A 15,368-nucleotide genomic window follows, 5' to 3' on the forward strand; every position below is an offset into this window, starting at 1 on the left:
GGAAGGTCGCTGACCGGGCAGCTCACCTTTGCTGACCCGAGCCCTCACGTCCGCCACCGCCACCGCCACCGCCGCTGACGGCGCCGGGCCCGGCGGTCGCGCAGTTGCCGTCCGAGGGGCGTCCGGCGAAGCGGTCGGCGAGCCAGTCGGTCGCCGGAGGCGCGCCGTTGGCCCCTCCGGTGATGTGGCCGCGGTTCGAGATCGCGCGCCAGTGGACGTCCGCGCCCTTGGCGCACCAGTCGGCGCGCAGCTGCTGGGCGACGGCGTACGGGATGAACTCGTCGCTGATCGCGTGGTACTGGTACACCGGCGCGGCGGGCGCGCTCCCGCCGAGCCTTGACTGGTTCAGGCGAGCCTGCCAGTCGGGCAGGGTCAGCGGGTCGGTCGTGGTCAGGTCGGCCATCCGCTTGAAGGCGCCGACGGTGGTGTCGATCGCGGCGCAGTGGGTCCTGACGTAGTCGACCAGGTCCTTGCCCGCGGGCTTGAGGGAGGAGTCCAGCTTCAGCTCCGGGAAGGCCGCGTCCTGGCCCGCGGCGAGCATGAGGACGAGGCCGGACCCGGCCCGGCCGTCGTTGGCGGCCGCGACCTTGCGCAGGTCGGCGGGGACGCCGCCGGTCGCCACCCCCTTGACCTGGAGTTCGGGGGCGTACGCGCGCTGCTGCTCGGCCGCCCAGCCGGTGGCCTGGCCGCCCTGCGAGTACCCGAGGAGGCCGACCGGGCCGGAGGTCGACAGACCGGCCTCGGGCAGCTGTTGGGCGGCGCGCGCCGCGTCGAGGACGGCGTGACCGGCCGAGGGGCCGACGCTGTAGGTGTGCGGGCCCGGCGTCCCGAGGCCCTCGTAGTCGGTGACGGCCACCGCCCAACCGCGCTGGAGCAGCCGCTGGATGATGCCGCCCTCCGCGGAGGTGCCCTTGGGCAGGTGGGCGCTGGGGGCGCAGGAGTCGTCGAGGCCGACCGTGCCGACGGCGTAGCCGACCAGGGGGCGGGGGCCGCTGCGGCCGTCCTGCGGGACGATCACGGTGCCGGAGACGACGTTCGGGGCGCCGTCGGCGCTGGTCGAGCGGTAACTGATCTTCCAGGCGCGGGTGTTGGTGGACTGGGTCGGTGTGGGGCGGAAGGCCGAGGGGGCGGCGGAGAGCAGGTCGCCGGGCCGGGCGGCGCGGTCGCCCGCCCCGACCGGGGCGCGGGCGGCGCTCGCGGGGGTCGGGGCGAGGGCGGGCAGGGCCAGGGCCAGGGTCAGGGTCAGGGCGGTCGCGGTCGCGAGGGCGGGTGCGGTGCTGCGGATGCGCATGGGCGGTACTCCCGAGGGGCCGGGTGGGGCGTGCGGGTGCGGTGTGCGGGGGACCGTCGCGACCGACCGGTAGGAAGGTCACTGACCGGGTGCCCCACCCTTGCCCACCCGACCCCCCGATCCCGGCCCACCCGGTGGCGGGCACGCCGGTGACTTCACCCGAAAGAGGGACCGGGCGGCTCGCCCATCGGGACCTCGAGGGGCGTCGGGCGCGCGCGGTAGGCGCCCGGGGTGGTGCCCGTCCAACGGCGGAACGCCCGGTGGAAGGCGGTGTCCTCGGAGAACCCCAGCCGCGCCGCCAACTCCGCGATCGGCTCCCCGCCCTCGGCCAGCCCGGCGATCGCCGCGTCCCGTCGTACGTGGTCCTTGAGCTGCTGGAACGAGGTCCCCTCCGCGTGCAGCCGTCGCCGCAGCGTCGCCGGTGACACCGCGAGCCGCCCCGCCACCTCCGCGACCTCCGGCAGGCGCGGGGACGTGCGCAGCTGCCGGGCCAGCGCCCGGCGCACCTGCTCGGCGACCGTGGTCCCGTACTCCGGGCGCGACAGCAGGTCGAAGGGGGCGCGGCGCAGCATCGCGTCCAGCGCGGCCTCGTCCCGTACGAGCGGTGCGCCGAGCCAGCGCGCGTCGAAGGCGGCCCCGGTGCGGGCCTGCCCGAAGCGCACCGGGCAGTCGAACAGCAGGGCGTACTCGTCCTCGTGGGGCGGCGCGGGATAGCCGAAGGAGGCGTGGGCGAGCGGGATGCGCCGCCCGATCAGCCAGCTGCACAGCCGGTGGAAGATCGCGAGCAGGCACTCGGTGAGGAAGCGGTCCTCGTCCCGCCCGAAGTCGTTGTGGACCCCGAACCAGGCCAGCCCGTCCGCGGCTTCGAGGGTCAGTTCCGGGCCGCCGGGGAAGAGCCGGTAGAAGGCGGCCCCGCGCTCGATCGCCGCGCCCAGGTCCCGGCAGCCCAGCGAGGCGCGGCACATCATGGCGAAGGTGCCGGGGCGGCTCGGGGCCGTGCCGAGAGCGAGGAACTCGTCCTGCGTGACCCGGTACAGGGCGCGGAAGAGCCGGGCGAACTGCGCGGGCGTGACGCGCGCGCGGTCGTCCCCCAGCAGCAGCGGTGGAATCTGCGCCTCCTGGAGCAGCGGCACGACGTCGACTCCGGTGGTGCGCGCGCCCGCGAGCACGGCGCGCACCTGGTGCACGGTGACCGTCCGCCTCCCCATGCCCGCGACGGTAGCCGCAATGAGCGCTGGGGTCAGCCGGGGTGACGTTTCCGGTCATGTCCCCGGGGGCGATCGGCTGCCTAGCGTCGTCCGTACGTACCCCCGTACCCGCTGGTAGCCCTGGAGGCGATACCGATGGATGCTGTGCGACCGGACACGCTGGCGGTGTTCACCCGCTGGACGGCACGGCGGTACGGGCCGGAGCCGGCCCAGCGCTTCCGGCGCGCGGGCGGCTGGCGGACCCGGACGTACGCCGAACTGGACGCCCTGGTCGGGGAGGCGGGGCGGGCGCTGCTGGCCCTCGGGGTGGCGCCGGGCGAGCGGGTCGCCGTGCTCGCCGAGACCCGGCCGGAGTGGACCTGCACCCACTTCGGGGTGCTCGCGACGGGGGCGGTCATCGTGCCGGTGTACCCGACGGCGGGCGCGGAGGAACTGGCCTGGGTGCTCTCCGACTCGGGGTCGGTGGTCGTCGTCTGCGACGACGAGGCGCAGGCGGCGCGGGTGACGGCCCTGCGGGAGCGGCTGCCGGCCCTGCGCGAGGTGGTCCTGATGGACCGGGCGGACGCGGCGGACGTGGCGGATGCGGCGGACGCGGTGGACGCGGTGGATCCGTCGCGGGTCCGCACCCCGTTCCTGTCCTCCTTCGCACCCGCGGGCGCGACCGCGGAGGAGCTCGACGCCCGCGCGGCGGCGGTCGGCGCGGACGACGACGCCTCCATCGTCTACACCTCGGGCACCACCGGCCTCCCCAAGGGCTGTCGCCTCACGCACGGCAACCTCGGCGCCATCCAGGACGCCACCCTCCCGCTGATCAAGGGCGGCCCGGGCGACTCGACGTACCTCTACCTGCCGCTCGCCCACCTGCTGGCGCAGCTGATCCAGTTCACCACCCTGCTGGAGGGCGGGGAGCTGGCGTACTTCGGGGGCCGGATCGAGGACGTCATCTCGGAGCTGGCCGAGGCCCGGCCGACGCACCTCCCGTCCGTGCCGCGGCTGTTCGAGAAGCTGCACTCGGTGGTGCTCTCGCTCGCCGAAGCGCAGGAGGGTGGCCGGGAGCGCTTCGAGGAGGCGGTCCGCCTCGGGGTGGCGGCGGCGGACGGCGCGCTGCCGGCCGCCTCGCGGGACGCGTACGAGGCGGCCGAGAAGTCCCTCTACTCCCTGGTGCGGGGAGCGCTCGGCGGGCGGTTGCAGTGGGCGCTGACGGGCGGCGCGCCCATCGCGCCCGCGACCCTGGACTTCCTGCGGGCCTGCGGGATCGCGGTCTTCGAGGGGTACGGGATGACCGAGTCCGCCGGGGTGATCAGCCTCAACCACCCGGCGGCCGTGCGGTACGGGACGGTCGGGCGGCCCATAGCGGGCTGCGAGGTGCGGATCGCGGACGACGGGGAGGTGCTGGCCCGGGGCCCCATGGTCTTCCCGGGCTACCACGCGAACGCCGGGGCCACGGCCGAGACGGTGGACGGCGAGGGCTGGCTGCACACGGGGGACCTGGGGGCGCTGGACGAGGACGGGTTCCTGCGCATCACCGGCCGCAAGAAGGAACTGATCATCACCTCATCGGGCAAGAACATCACCCCGACGGAAGTGGAGTTCGCCATCCAGCGCTCCCGCTTCGTCTCGCGCGCGGTGATGGTCGGCGACCACCGACCCCACCCGGTCGCCCTGATCGCCCTGGACACGGAGGAGGTCGCGGCCTGGGCGGCCCGCGAGGGCCTCGACCTGGCGGGTGCGCCGTCCGCGCACCCGGCGGTCCGCGCGCTGGTGGAGGCCGCGGTGAGCGAGGCCAACGCCTCGGTCTCGCGACCCGCCCGGATCCGCGCCTTCCACGTCCTGGACGGGGAGTTCACCGTGGAGTCGGGCGCCCTGACCCCGACGCTGAAGCTGCGCCGCAAGGCGGTGACCGAGCGCTACGCGGCCGAGATAGACGCCCTGTACGGAGGGTGAACTGGCCGGGTGGGAGCCCGCCTCCATAGGGTGTGTACATGACGAACCGACTCCCTGAAGTGCAGTCTCCCGAGATGCGTGTCTCCGACGCCGAGCGCGAGGAGGTGGCGGAGGCGCTGCGCGAGGCCGTCGCGGAGGGCCGCCTGGACATGGAGGAGTTCGACGAGCGCCTCGGCGCGGCCCTGAAGGCGCGCACCCGCGGCGACCTGGCGACCCTGACCCGGGACCTGCCCTCGGTCGCCGGCTCCGCCGCCGTCCCGGCCCGGGCCGCGAACGCCTGGGTCGAACGCACGGGCGGCCGGGCGACGTCCTCCGGCGCCTTCGCCGTCTGGGGCGGCTTCGCGCGGCGCGGCCACTGGACGGTGGGTCGGACCTTCACCGCCTTCACCCTCTGGGGCGGCGGGGTCATCGACCTGCGCGAGGCGCACTTCGAGGGGGCCGAGGCGAACATCCGCTGCTTCGCGCTCTTCGGCGGCATGTCCGTGGTCGTCCCCCCGGACCTGGAGTGCGAGGTCAAGGGCATCGGCATCCTGGGCGGCTTCGGCGACCGCGCGAGCGGCCCCGGCACCCCCGGCTCCCCCCGCGTCACCGTCACGGGCCTGGCCCTCTTCGGCGGCATCGGCGCCGAACGCAAGGAACGCAAGGCGGTCAAGGCAGCCGCGAAGGCCGCCCGCAAGTCCCTGGCGTAGCAACCGGGGCGGGCGGTAGCGATGGGGCCCATGCAGACACTGCGCTTCGAAAGCCCGCACACCGAGACGACCCTCGAGCACTGGCGGTACGTCCACAACGCGATCATCCCCACGGCCCCGCTCTCCCTGGAGGAGCTGCGGGAGCGGCGCGAGCGGTACCGCCTGGAGGTGGCGTACCTCGACGACGTCCCGGTCGGCTGCTCGACGGTGCGCCCGCCGGACGAGGAGACGCCGAATACGACCGTGATCGCCCGCATCCTCCCGGCCCACCGGGGCCAGGGCCTCGGCCGCAAGCTGTACGACCGCTGCCTCGAAGTGGCGGCCACCCTGGGCGGAGCCGGCACGGAAACGGTCGTTTTGGCGAGCAACACGGAGGGCCTGGCCTTCGCCCGCAGCCTGGGCTTCGAGGAGATCGAGACCTACCTCCTACCGGGCGACACGATCCCGTTCATATCGCTGGCCCTACCTGCGCCGCACTGAGCCGGGTGGCTGGGCGGGGGTGGGCGCGGCTTCGCCGCGTTTGCCTGCGGCTTCGCGGGGGCAGCCCCCGGACCCTCCCCGACCCCGGATACGCGAAGCCGCCGGCCAATCGCGGCGAAGCCGCGCCCGCCGCCCGCCGCTCTCCTCAGGCCGTCAGGTCTGCTGCTACCAGGCTCAGCCAGGCGCCGTAGGAGAAGGGTTCCGGGACGCCTACTTCCATGCCCAGTTCGGCCACGGCCACGGCGTAGTCGCTCTCCTCCAGGGGGAGTGCGACCAGTTCGTTCAGTTCGCCGACCAGGCGGGCCACCAGGTGGGGGTGGGTGGTCGCGGCGTAGTCCGCGATGGCCGCGTCGTGGTCGTCGAACTGGTCCACGATGTCCTGGGAGAACCAGCCGCCCAGCAGCTGGCCCGTCTCCGGGAAGCGGGCGTGCCACTCCCAGTGGGTCCGCGGCGTCGCGGGCTCGGGCACCTCGCCGTTCTCGACGCTCGCCTTGAGGTGGTCGGCGAGGACGAGCAGCCACGCGCCGACGGCGGACTCCGGCATGCCGGTGTCGGGGACCGCGTAGTACTCCCCGAGGCTCAGGCGCAGCCGGCCCGGGGGCGTACGGGCGTACTCGCGCAGCTGGCGTTCCGCCTCGGCGATCGCCCAGGGGCGGGTGTGCCAGGTGTGGCGGAGGTAGGCGTCGAGGGCGGTGCTGCGCCGTTCGGGCGTGTCATCCGCGGGCTGGCCGAGGTAGGCGCGCATGACCTGGTCCAGCTCGCCGTAGCGCCGGTCGTGTTCGAGGGGCTTCATGGACACGGGGACGGGCCTCTACAGGTAGATCGGGACGGTGGTCAGTACGACGAACCCGTGCGGGCCGGCCGGCTCGCGTCGCAGCACGATGCGGGCCGCGCGGACGTCGACCGGGTCGCGCCCGGCGAGCAGCATCGCTTCGAGCAGCACCCGCCCGACGGGCTCCTCCCGCGAGGGCCAGGCGGCCTCGAGGGTGAGCCGCTGGCGGGTGCCCTGGGCCAGCCAGCGGTGGATGGCCTGCTCGTTGGCGGTCACGACGCGCTGGGTGGCCCACTGGGCGGTTTCCCGGTCGGGGTAGCTGGCGGATCTGGTGAGCATGGGGTCATTGTCTCCCGATGGCGGATTCCGGCCGGTTCACTGCGCGTTGAAGGACCAGAAGACGCCCACCTCGGCCGCGGTCACCACGACCAGGCCCAGCTCTTCGAGGTAGTCGGTCCAGCGGGCCCCGCCACCGGTCAGGCGCTCCCGCAGGAAGTCGGGGTGGGCGCTCGTACGGGCGGACGGCGAGGTGGTCCAGTAGGCGGGGGATCCCGCCCCGCCCCCGTCGAAGCGCCGCAGCAGGGTGCGGGCGTCCTCCCGCACCGCCTCCAGCGCCGCGGCCGTGCGTCCGTACAGGGGGGCCGTCTCGAAGGTCCACTCCTGGGTGAACGAGGCGAGCAGGTCCGTCGCGGCGGCGCGCTCCAGCGGGTACAGCGTCGCGGGCAGGGCGGCGGCGGCGAGGTCCGCGCGGAAGGGGAAGGAGGGGCCGGCCGCGGCCCGCTCCTCGCCGTCCCGGTCCCAGTCGAGGCCGATCCAGCCCCGCGGGTCGGCCTGCTCGCGGCGCAGCACGGCGAGGACGTCCTCGGCCCAGTCGGGGCGCAGTCGCGGCCCGACCGAGGCGAAGACGTACGGGTCGTCGAGCAGCCGCAGCGCGGCGCCCTCCCAGGCGGCGGCGGGCCCACCGGGGGCATCGGGCGTATGGGGCGTGTCGGGCGTGGTCATCGCGGGTCCAGGCGGCTGGTCGGGTCCGGTCACGGCGCGGGCATCGAGGTGTAGATGATGTACGGCGGATCGAGGCGGGAGTCGTATTTGAGCACCGTTTTGACGTTCTTCACGTCGACGGCCTTGGCGTTCAGGCCGTTGTCCTTGTAGCCGGACCCGGGGTGGGCGGGGTCGGGCTGCTTGGAGACGTAGCGTCCGCTGTTCTCGCCGTTCGGCGCGGCACTGGTGAAGTCCTTGTTGGTGCCCTCGGCGGGCGGCGGCGGTCCGGTGAGCCAGGCCTGGATCTCGGAGCGGCGGTTCTTGAGGTTGTACTCCGTCAGCGACTGGGCGTGCGCGTAGTCGGTGAAGGTCGAGGAGCCGCCGATCTTCGGCTTGTTGTGCGGCCAGGCGGCGGTCGGCGGGTCGGACTGGTCGCGCAGGCGCTGGGCGAGCTGCTCGTCGGTCTTGCCGACGTGCTTGTCGAGGGTGTGGCCGCCCCCCAGGTACTCGTTGCCGGCCAGGTCGAAGGCCTGGTTGCCGTCCTTGTCCTGGACCGTCCACTTCTGCTCGTGCTTGAACTCGTTGAGCGCGCGCGCACCGAAGCCGTGCGCGCGGGCGACGCCCGCTTCGAACTTGGGCGCGCTGAGGAAGGCCTCGTCCAGGGCGGGCAGCTTGTTGTCCACGCGGGTGGTGAGCCCGTTCAGGGTGTGCGTGTAGGTGTCGACGATCCGGTTGATGGCGGCCGTGTCCAGCTTGAGGACGAGCTGGACGTCGAAGTCCAGCAGCATCTTGCCGGCCTTGCCGAGGCCCTTGGCCAGGCCCTTGATGTCCTTCATGCCGAAGCCGTCCTTGAGGTCCACGTCCTCCAGGACCTCCTTGGCCGCCTGCTTGGCGGCCTTCACGAACTCTTCCCAGATCTCGTGGTTCAGCTTGACGGCCGCCTCCGCGTACTCGCGCAGGATGTTGCTGATCTCCATGGCGGTGTCGAAGAGGACGGTCATCACGGGCTGGCTGCCGGTCGGCGCGGCGCTCGGGCCGTGGCCGGAGCTGTGGGCCCACTGGTAGCCGGCGGTGGTCTTCCCCCAGGCTGAGGTGCCCCACACCGCGCTGCAGAACGTCTTCATGGCGTTCTCCCAGTCCGCCTGCTGCGGATTGGTGATGGTGGAGACCTCGGCCGTCAGCGTGCCGGAGACCTGGCCCAGGCACATCGTGGTGTTCGACCAGGTCTGGGAGAGCGAGTTGAGGTAGTGCTGCTGCGGCTCGGGGAAGACGTCGGCGAGGCGGCCGATGCGCAGGGCCTTCTTCAGCACCGGCTGGAGGATGCCGCGTACGGTTTCGGGGATCATCTCCAGCACGCTGCGGATGAAGTCGTCGCCGCCGTCGTGGTCCCCCCACTTGAGGTCGGGGACCTTGCCGTAGTCCGGGGTCCTGTCCGTGACGGCGGGCACCGGTCGCGTCTCGGCGGCCTGGCCGGGCTTGGGGTGGGCGGCGGCGTCGGCCCGGGAGTAGGCGTTGGCGGTCTCGGTGAAGCCGACGGCGGCGCCGCCTATGCTCAGGACGCCCTTGCCCCAGACCTCCAGCCAGCGGTTGCCGGTCTTCATGTAGGCCTGGGAGAAACGGGCCGCGTCCGTGCCCGCGCCGCCCGCGTCCGGGTACTTCTGCAGGCCCGTGATCAGGTTCTTGGCCCCGGTGTGCATCACGCCCTGCTGCTGCGCGATGTGGCCCGACACCCGCCACAGGTCACTGGGCTTGACGTCGATGGAGCCCGGGCCGCCGGGCGGCTGCGCGGGACCGGCGGGAGCGCCGGCGGCGTTCGGTCCGGCCATCAGGCGCCACCGCCCCAGCCGCGGAGCACGGAGCGGTTGGCCGCGTCGTAGTTGAGGTGCCCCTTGACGACCACCTCGTGCAGCCACGCCTGGGCCGCGACGAGGTCCTGGGCGGAGCGGTCCCACTTGTCCAGCTCGTCGACGAAGGCGTCGCGGGCCTCGCCGTCCCAGCTCAGCACCACCTTGGTGGTGCGCTCGTACAGGCCGTCGAGCTTCTCGTTGAGCGTCTTGAGGATGCTTTCGAGCTCGCCCGACAGCCTGCGCAGCGTCGCGAAGTCGACGGTGATGCGGTCGTCGTCCGTCATGGTGTTGCTGATCCCCCGTGGTTCACATGTCCAGGATCCGGCTCTGGGGACGCGCGGGCGGCGCGGCCGGGGCCGGGTCGGGCGACTCCAGGGCGCGGGCCGCCGCGGGGACGTCCTCGCCGTCCTGCATCTTCTTGAGCCGTGACAGGGTCTCCAGCTCCTGCTCGGTGAAACCGTCCCGGCTGGCCCGGGTGGCCGCTTCGAGCAGGACGAGGACCTGGCGGATGCGGACGGCGTCCTCGGCCACGCCCCGGTGGAGACTGCGGTAGGCGGTGGCGGTGGGGCCCTGCCAGCCCGCCGCGACGGCGTCGACGACCCCGTCCATGCGGCGCGTCTGCTCCTCCAGGTACGACTGCATCGCGTCGAGGTCGTCGGCGAGTCGGCCGAGGTCGTCCTGAGACACGTCGAGATCGGAGTTCTGCATCCCGGCCCGGCCCCCGTCCGTCGCGTGTGCGGGCCGTTTCCCGCCCGTGGCTGATTTCCGACGGGAAGTCTAGGTGCGCGGGTCAAGAGGGCCGGGGCCGGGGGTCGTTCGGGGTGTGACCGACGCGCATCAGAGGTACTGGGCGTACTCGTCCAGTGTCCGCATGACCTCGGACTCGTCCGCGGACGGCAGTTGCAGGACGACCTCGTCGAGGCCGAGGGCGGCGTAGTGGGCCAGCTTCCCGGGGGTGGGCCGGACGGCGTACGGAACCACCTGGAGGGACTTCGGGTCCCGCCCCGCCGCCTCCCACACCGCGCGCAGCGCGGGCAGGGACTCGGTCAGCCCGCCGCCGCCGATGGGCATCCACCCGTCGGCGTGGTCGGCGATCGCGGCGAAGAGCTTGGGCCCGGCCTGGCCGCCGATCAGGGTGCGGGGGCCGTGCAGCGGGACGCCGGGGGCGAGTTCGCGGGCGGCCTGGACCGGCTTGGGGAAGGCCGAGCTGGCCCGGACCCCGGAGAACCGGCCCGCGTACGCCGTCGGTTCCGGCGCCCACAGCGCGCGCATCAGGGCCATCCGGTCCCGCACCAGCTCGCGCCGCTCCCGCCACCGCACCCCGTGGTCGGCGGCCTCCTCGACGTTCCAGCCGTAGCCGAGGCCGAGGGTGAAGCGGCCGCCGGAGAGGTGGTCGAGGGTGGCGATCTGCTTGGCCAGCCCGATCGGATCGTGCTGGGCGACCAGGGTGATCCCGGTGCCCAGGTGCAGCCGTTCGGTGACGGCGGAGGCCTGCCCGAGGGCCACGAACGGGTCGACGGTGCGCCCGTACTCCTCGGGCAGCGCGCCGCCCATCGGGGCCGGGGTGTCGCGGCTGACGGGGATGTGGGTGTGCTCGGGCAGGTAGAGCCCGGAGAACCCCCGCTCCTCCAGGGCGCGGGCGAGCGGCACGGGCGCGACGGTCCGGTCGGTGAGGAAGATGGTGGTGGCGATCCGCGGGTTCGGTGTGCTCGGCATGTGTACAGAGACCTCCGTGACGTGGGTGGGGTCACGGTACGGGCTCACGCGCGAGGTGGGCAGGGCGCGGCGACGTCCAACTCGGAGAGGTAGCGGTCGTGTTCGGTCTTGCTCAGCGGGTCGGACACGACCCCGCAGAGGATCCGCCGCCAGGACGCGACGTCGATGTCGCGGCGGACGAGGGAGCCGTCGCCGCCGAAGGTCAGGATCCGGCCGGAGGGGTCGTTGAAGACGGAGCGGTCGGCGTCCGCCGCCAGGGTCTGGCCGTCGAGCGCCCAGGTGCCGCGGGCCTCGCCGGTCTCGGAGTCCCAGAACTGGAGGGAGGAGTCGTTGCCCTTCGGGACCACCTGGACGAGCAGCCGGCCGTCGGGGCTGAAGGCGAGGGCTCCGGCGTCCCCCGGGACGACGGTGGTGCTCTCGGCGGCACGGCCCGAAGCGATGTCGAGGAGGTGGACGCGTCCGTCCGCGTCCGTGGCGGCGGCCCTGGCGCCGTCCTGGCTGAGCGCCACGGAGCCCATCCGGGAGGCGACCAACTCGTGCGGCTGCTTGACCAGCTTCCCCTTCGACCAGCGCCAGATGGTCGCGGCGTCGGCGTCGGGCACGCCGATGGTGGTGCGGTCGCCGCTGATGCCGATGCGAGCGTTCGGATCCGCGACGTGCGGGACGCGTTGGACGCTCTCCCAGCTCCGGGTGTCGACCAGGGACACGTCCCTCTCCCACTGGACCAGGGCGTGGACGTCGTCCGGGAGGAAGGTCAGGAACCGGGGGTTGCCGTCCTCGACCGCCATCTCGGCGCCGATCCGCTTGCCGGTGCGCAGGTCCCACAGGGACATCTTGGCCGCCTGGGAGACCGCGGCCTCGGCGCCGTCGGCGGTGACGACCACGGAATCCGTGGAGCCGGGCTTCCGACTGATGGCGACGGGCAGGTGCCCCAGCCGCTGGAGGGCGTCCGTGCCCGCGGCGCCGACCCGCCAGACGTCCGTGCCCCCGTCGGCGTCGTGCAGCACGAGCCCGCGGTCGTCGGTGAACTCCTCGCGCTTCAACCGCTGCGGGTTCGCGAGGGGGGTGCCCGTCCGGGCTCGCCCGATGACCGGGCCGTTCACGGTCACCGCCCGCCCCAGGGCCTGTGCGGCTTCGCCCGTGGGCTCGACCTCGTCGGCGTAGAGGGCGAACCGGGCCGCCTTGCGGGGATCGGAGCCCGCCATCTCCAGGGAGCGGGCGGCCAGGGCCAGCGAGGCGGAGGTGCGGGCGCGGGCCAGGGCGGTCTCGCGCTGCTGCCAGGCGAAGGCGCCGGCGACCAGTGCGGCCACCAGGAGCAGGGCGAGGGTGACGACGGCGGTGCGCAGGACGCGGGTCGCGAGGCGGTGACGGAAGTCTTCGCCGTCGAGCGCGTCCTTGGTGCGCCCGTGGAGCGGGGCGGCCAGGGTGGCGACGGCATCGCGGAACTCGGGTCGTCGCAGGGAGAATTCACCGCTCTCCCGGATGCCCGCGAGGTTCACCCACAGGGGCTCGGTGGTGAAGCGGCCGCGCAGGACGTCCGGAAAGACGTCCGTCCTCTCCCAGTCGAAGTCGCGGGCACCGGGGTCCCAGGTGATGGTTCCGTGGCTGACCGCGATGAGGAAGCGTTCCATGGAGCGGTGGGTGATCCAGAACTCGACCTCTTCGCGGACCCAGCGGGACTCGGCGGCCGCCGGAGACGCCAGGTAGATGAAGTAGCGGGAGTTCGCCAGCTCCCTCTTGATGGATCCGCCGAGGTCGCTGGTGGCGGCGAGGCTGGTCGTGTCGCGGAAGACGCTGATGGTTCGGCGGCGCGTCCAGGGCCGGGCGAGGTGGTGCAGTCCCCGCTGGAGCCCCTGTGCGAGCGCGGCGTCCTGCTTGTGGCTGTACGAGATGAACGCGTCGCGCTGCACGACCGGTCGCCGGTGGGGGTGGTCAGGCTCGGGGGTAGCGGGTCAGCCAGCTCGGGGAGGGGGTCGTGGGGCCGTGGAGGGCGGGGCCCTGGGTCATCTCCAGGGCGAAGTCGTCGGCGAGTTCCAGCAGGGTGGGACGGCCCTCCAGGTCGGCCAGCCAGGCGGCCGGGAGGGCGGTCTCGCCGTGCAGGGCGCCCAGCAGGGCTCCGCAGAGGGCGCCGGTCGCGGTGGAGTCCCCGCCGTGGTTGACCGCGAGGCGCAGGCCGTGGCGGACGTCCTCGGCGACGAGGGCGCAGTACACGGCCACGGCGAGGGCGTCCTCGGCGCCGCGGCCGTCGCCGGGCGAGAGCGACGCGATGATCTCGGGTGACGGAACGCCGCGGGTCACGGCGGCCGTGGCCCGCTGGAGGGCGTCGGTCACGGGCTGCTGTCCGGCCCGGGAGCCGAGCAGGCCCAGGGCCCGCTGGACGGCCGCGTCGAGGCTCTCGCCGCGGGTGAGGCCGTGGACGATCACCGCGAGCGCGCCCGCCGACAGGTAGGCGGTGGGGTGGCCGTGGCTCTGCGTGGCGCACTCGACGGCCAGTTGGAGGACCAGGGCCGGTTCCCAGCCGACGAGCAGCCCGAAGGGGGCGGAGCGGGCCAGCGCGCCGGCGTCCCGGGCGGTGGGGTTCTTGGGCTGCTCCAGGGTGCCGAGGATCTCGTCGCCGAAACCGGTCATGCAGGCGCGGTCGGGGTCGCGGCGGGCGTAGAGCCACTCCTCGTGGGCGAGCCAGCCGTTCTCCTTGCGCCGCTCGTCCGGGCCCCAGTCGTGCTGGGTGGCGGCCCACCGCAGGTAGGCGCGGTGGACGTCGGTGGGCGGGTGCCAGGCGCCGGTGTCCCGGCGCACGTGGGCCCGTATCAGGCCGTCGACGGTGAAGAGGGTGAGCTGGGTGGCGGCGGTGACGGCGCCGCGCCGGCCGTGGGCGGGGGCGGGTTCGGTCAGGCCTTGCGGGCCGTGGGCCTCGCGGATCCCGTCGAGGGAGAGCCCGGCGATCGGCGCGCCGAGGGCGTCGCCGATGGCGGAGCCGAGCAGGGCGCCGCGCACCCGGCTGCGGAAGTCCTGCTGTTCGACCCGGCCCCACAGGGCCGTGGTCACGCTCCCGGTGGTCACGCTTCCCGTCGTCACGTCTGGCGCCGCCATGTCCATCGACACATCCCCCCGCTGGCTCTGGCGGGCACTGTAGTGGACCGGCCCGTTCGATTTCGGAGAGATGCTTTCAAGCGGCCCGTAAGTGTGCGGAGAAAGGCCGGAATAGGGGTACTTCCGGCTCCGCATGCCATCTGATCGGCCAAGTGGCACGTTTTGCCACTTGCCTTCGGAGTGGCTGTTTCCGGCCATGCTTCGTTCACGCGACGTTCGCGCCGGGCCCACAGATTCGACGGCATGAAGAAGGCACTCCTCGCCGCGACCGCCGTCGCCGCCGCGCTCACCCTCACCGCCCTCGTCGCCCCGGCCGCCAGCGCCCACGGGAGCCACGGGGACCACGACGGGCGCGGCCGCTCGGCCGTTCCGTTCACCGCCGCCACCGTCACGGCCGGCGCCGACGGCTCGTTCACCGTGAAGTGGGACGCGGGCCGGGCCAAGGGCTTCCAGGGCGTCAAGCGGGTCGAGATCAAGGCGGGCGGCAAGGTCGTCGCGAAGGGCGGCGCCGCCGGCCAGGTCGTGGTCAAGGGCCTGCCCGCCGCCGACCGCCAGTGGTTCGACCTCGTACCGGACCGCGGCCAGGGCCTGCGCCTCGCCGACCGCCTGATCAAGCTGGACGGCACGACCAACTTCCGTGACGCGGGCGGTTACCGCACCACCACCGGCCAGTGGGTCAAGATGGGCGAGATCTACCGCTCGGACGCCCTCGACAAGCTCACCGAGGGCGACCGGGCCAAGCTCGCGCGGCTGCACGTCAAGACCGTCTTCGACCTGCGCATGGAGGACGAGCGCGGCAAGGCCCCCGACAAGGTCCCGGCGGGCGCCGGCTACGTCGTCGCCGACGTCTTCGCGGGCTCCGGCTCCTTCCAGACCCTGCCCAAGACCCCCGACGAGGCCGTCAAGGCGATGACCGAGGCCGAGAAGGCGATGGTCAGCGGCGCCGGCGGCAAGAAGGCGTACGCGCAGGTCTTCGAAGGCATCGGCAACGACCGCTCCCGCGCCGTCCTCTTCCACTGCACCGCGGGCAAGGACCGCACGGGCTGGGCGAACGCCTCCCTGCTGACCGCGCTCGGCGTGCCGGCCGACACCGTCATGGCCGACTACCTCGCCAGCAACGACTACCGCAAGGCCGCCAACGACGCGGTCCTCGCGCACCTGCCGGCCCAGCAGGCCGCCGTCTACAAGCCGATGCTCGACGTCCGCCCCGAGTACCTGAACGCCGGCTACGCCGAGGTCGAGGCGCAGTACGGCTCCTTCGACCGCTACCTCGACAAGGGCCTCGGCATCGACGCGCGCGAACTGAGGGAGCTGAGGCGCGACCTGCTCGTCGGCTGACCCGGCCCGCGG

15 protein-coding genes are annotated in these 15,368 nt (G+C 73.6%); 4 read left to right on the forward strand and 11 right to left on the reverse strand.

What is annotated here, in order from left to right:
- Nucleotides 1-22: 22 nt before the first annotated feature.
- On the reverse strand, nt 23-1,291 hold the full coding sequence (locus ACFWAR_RS28590) for a lipase family protein (protein ID WP_385782990.1): 1,269 nt from the start codon (nt 1,289-1,291) through the stop codon (nt 23-25).
- 155 nt (nt 1,292-1,446) lie between these two features.
- Entirely contained in the window at nt 1,447-2,499 is a 1,053-nt protein-coding gene (locus tag ACFWAR_RS28595; RefSeq protein ID WP_385782993.1) for an AraC family transcriptional regulator, read from the reverse strand.
- A 135-nt stretch (nt 2,500-2,634) separates the two neighbouring features.
- On the opposite strand from ACFWAR_RS28595, the gene ACFWAR_RS28600 reads away from it, so the two are divergent.
- From ACFWAR_RS28600 to ACFWAR_RS28610, 3 genes are all read left to right on the forward strand, one after another.
- Nucleotides 2,635-4,443: an AMP-dependent synthetase/ligase gene (locus tag ACFWAR_RS28600; protein ID WP_385782996.1), complete on the forward strand. Its 1,809-nt coding sequence runs from the start codon at nt 2,635-2,637 to the stop codon at nt 4,441-4,443.
- 74 nt (nt 4,444-4,517) lie between these two features.
- Nucleotides 4,518-5,132, forward strand: coding sequence for a DUF1707 domain-containing protein (locus tag ACFWAR_RS28605; RefSeq protein ID WP_385782999.1), 615 nt, complete (start codon nt 4,518-4,520; stop codon nt 5,130-5,132).
- A gap of 30 nt (nt 5,133-5,162) precedes the next feature.
- A complete protein-coding gene (locus tag ACFWAR_RS28610; RefSeq protein WP_385783001.1) occupies nt 5,163-5,612 on the forward strand; it encodes a GNAT family N-acetyltransferase in 450 nt (149 codons plus the stop codon).
- Between the two features lie 145 nt (nt 5,613-5,757).
- Here the strand turns inward: ACFWAR_RS28610 and ACFWAR_RS28615 are convergent, their stop codons facing one another.
- The 9 genes from ACFWAR_RS28615 to ACFWAR_RS28655 all read right to left on the reverse strand — a co-directional run bounded on the left by ACFWAR_RS28615 (nt 5,758) and on the right by ACFWAR_RS28655 (nt 13,988).
- Nucleotides 5,758-6,411: a contact-dependent growth inhibition system immunity protein gene (locus ACFWAR_RS28615; RefSeq protein WP_385783004.1), complete on the reverse strand. Its 654-nt coding sequence runs from the start codon at nt 6,409-6,411 to the stop codon at nt 5,758-5,760.
- A gap of 12 nt (nt 6,412-6,423) precedes the next feature.
- Complete coding sequence (locus tag ACFWAR_RS28620) at nt 6,424-6,723, reverse strand: RNase A-like domain-containing protein (RefSeq protein ID WP_385783007.1); 300 nt, start codon at nt 6,721-6,723, stop codon at nt 6,424-6,426.
- Between the two features lie 36 nt (nt 6,724-6,759).
- Nucleotides 6,760-7,386: a hypothetical protein gene (locus ACFWAR_RS28625; protein WP_385783010.1), complete on the reverse strand. Its 627-nt coding sequence runs from the start codon at nt 7,384-7,386 to the stop codon at nt 6,760-6,762.
- A gap of 29 nt (nt 7,387-7,415) precedes the next feature.
- Nucleotides 7,416-9,191: an RNase A-like domain-containing protein gene (locus ACFWAR_RS28630; RefSeq protein ID WP_385783013.1), complete on the reverse strand. Its 1,776-nt coding sequence runs from the start codon at nt 9,189-9,191 to the stop codon at nt 7,416-7,418.
- A complete protein-coding gene (locus ACFWAR_RS28635; RefSeq protein ID WP_385783015.1) occupies nt 9,191-9,496 on the reverse strand; it encodes a WXG100 family type VII secretion target in 306 nt (101 codons plus the stop codon). Before ACFWAR_RS28635 ends, ACFWAR_RS28630 begins: the two co-directional genes overlap by 1 nt.
- Nucleotides 9,497-9,518: 22 nt before the next feature.
- The gene (locus ACFWAR_RS28640) at nt 9,519-9,899 is read right to left on the reverse strand and encodes a WXG100 family type VII secretion target (protein ID WP_385783018.1); all 381 of its coding nucleotides are present in this window, start codon (nt 9,897-9,899) and stop codon (nt 9,519-9,521) included.
- Between the two features lie 150 nt (nt 9,900-10,049).
- Nucleotides 10,050-10,928, reverse strand: a complete 879-nt coding sequence (locus ACFWAR_RS28645; RefSeq protein ID WP_385783021.1) for a TIGR03619 family F420-dependent LLM class oxidoreductase — start codon at nt 10,926-10,928, stop codon at nt 10,050-10,052.
- Between the two features lie 44 nt (nt 10,929-10,972).
- The gene (locus tag ACFWAR_RS28650) at nt 10,973-12,838 is read right to left on the reverse strand and encodes a toll/interleukin-1 receptor domain-containing protein (protein ID WP_385783023.1); all 1,866 of its coding nucleotides are present in this window, start codon (nt 12,836-12,838) and stop codon (nt 10,973-10,975) included.
- A gap of 22 nt (nt 12,839-12,860) precedes the next feature.
- Nucleotides 12,861-13,988: an ADP-ribosylglycohydrolase family protein gene (locus tag ACFWAR_RS28655; protein ID WP_385783026.1), complete on the reverse strand. Its 1,128-nt coding sequence runs from the start codon at nt 13,986-13,988 to the stop codon at nt 12,861-12,863.
- Nucleotides 13,989-14,261: 273 nt separating this feature from the next.
- Here ACFWAR_RS28655 and ACFWAR_RS28660 point away from each other — a divergent pair, with 273 nt between their 5' ends.
- On the forward strand, nt 14,262-15,356 hold the full coding sequence (locus ACFWAR_RS28660) for a tyrosine-protein phosphatase (RefSeq protein WP_385783028.1): 1,095 nt from the start codon (nt 14,262-14,264) through the stop codon (nt 15,354-15,356).
- Nucleotides 15,357-15,368: the final 12 nt, after the last annotated feature.

This window comes from Streptomyces sp. NPDC059917 (genome assembly GCF_042730635.1).
GTDB lineage: Bacteria > Actinomycetota > Actinomycetes > Streptomycetales > Streptomycetaceae > Streptomyces.

Excerpts from the sequence above, each read along its gene's own strand:
- ACFWAR_RS28590 (WP_385782990.1), bottom strand. The coding sequence starts at position 1,291 with ATGCGCATCCGCAGCACCGCACCCGCCCTCGCGACCGCGACCGCCCTG.
- ACFWAR_RS28595 (WP_385782993.1), bottom strand. The coding sequence starts at position 2,499 with ATGGGGAGGCGGACGGTCACCGTGCACCAGGTGCGCGCCGTGCTCGCG.
- ACFWAR_RS28600 (WP_385782996.1), top strand. The coding sequence starts at position 2,635 with ATGGATGCTGTGCGACCGGACACGCTGGCGGTGTTCACCCGCTGGACG.
- ACFWAR_RS28605 (WP_385782999.1), top strand. The coding sequence starts at position 4,518 with ATGCGTGTCTCCGACGCCGAGCGCGAGGAGGTGGCGGAGGCGCTGCGC.
- ACFWAR_RS28610 (WP_385783001.1), top strand. The coding sequence starts at position 5,163 with ATGCAGACACTGCGCTTCGAAAGCCCGCACACCGAGACGACCCTCGAG.
- ACFWAR_RS28620 (WP_385783007.1), bottom strand. The coding sequence starts at position 6,723 with ATGCTCACCAGATCCGCCAGCTACCCCGACCGGGAAACCGCCCAGTGG.
- ACFWAR_RS28625 (WP_385783010.1), bottom strand. The coding sequence starts at position 7,386 with ATGACCACGCCCGACACGCCCCATACGCCCGATGCCCCCGGTGGGCCC.
- ACFWAR_RS28630 (WP_385783013.1), bottom strand. The coding sequence starts at position 9,191 with ATGGCCGGACCGAACGCCGCCGGCGCTCCCGCCGGTCCCGCGCAGCCG.
- ACFWAR_RS28635 (WP_385783015.1), bottom strand. The coding sequence starts at position 9,496 with ATGACGGACGACGACCGCATCACCGTCGACTTCGCGACGCTGCGCAGG.
- ACFWAR_RS28645 (WP_385783021.1), bottom strand. The coding sequence starts at position 10,928 with ATGCCGAGCACACCGAACCCGCGGATCGCCACCACCATCTTCCTCACC.
- ACFWAR_RS28660 (WP_385783028.1), top strand. The coding sequence starts at position 14,262 with ATGAAGAAGGCACTCCTCGCCGCGACCGCCGTCGCCGCCGCGCTCACC.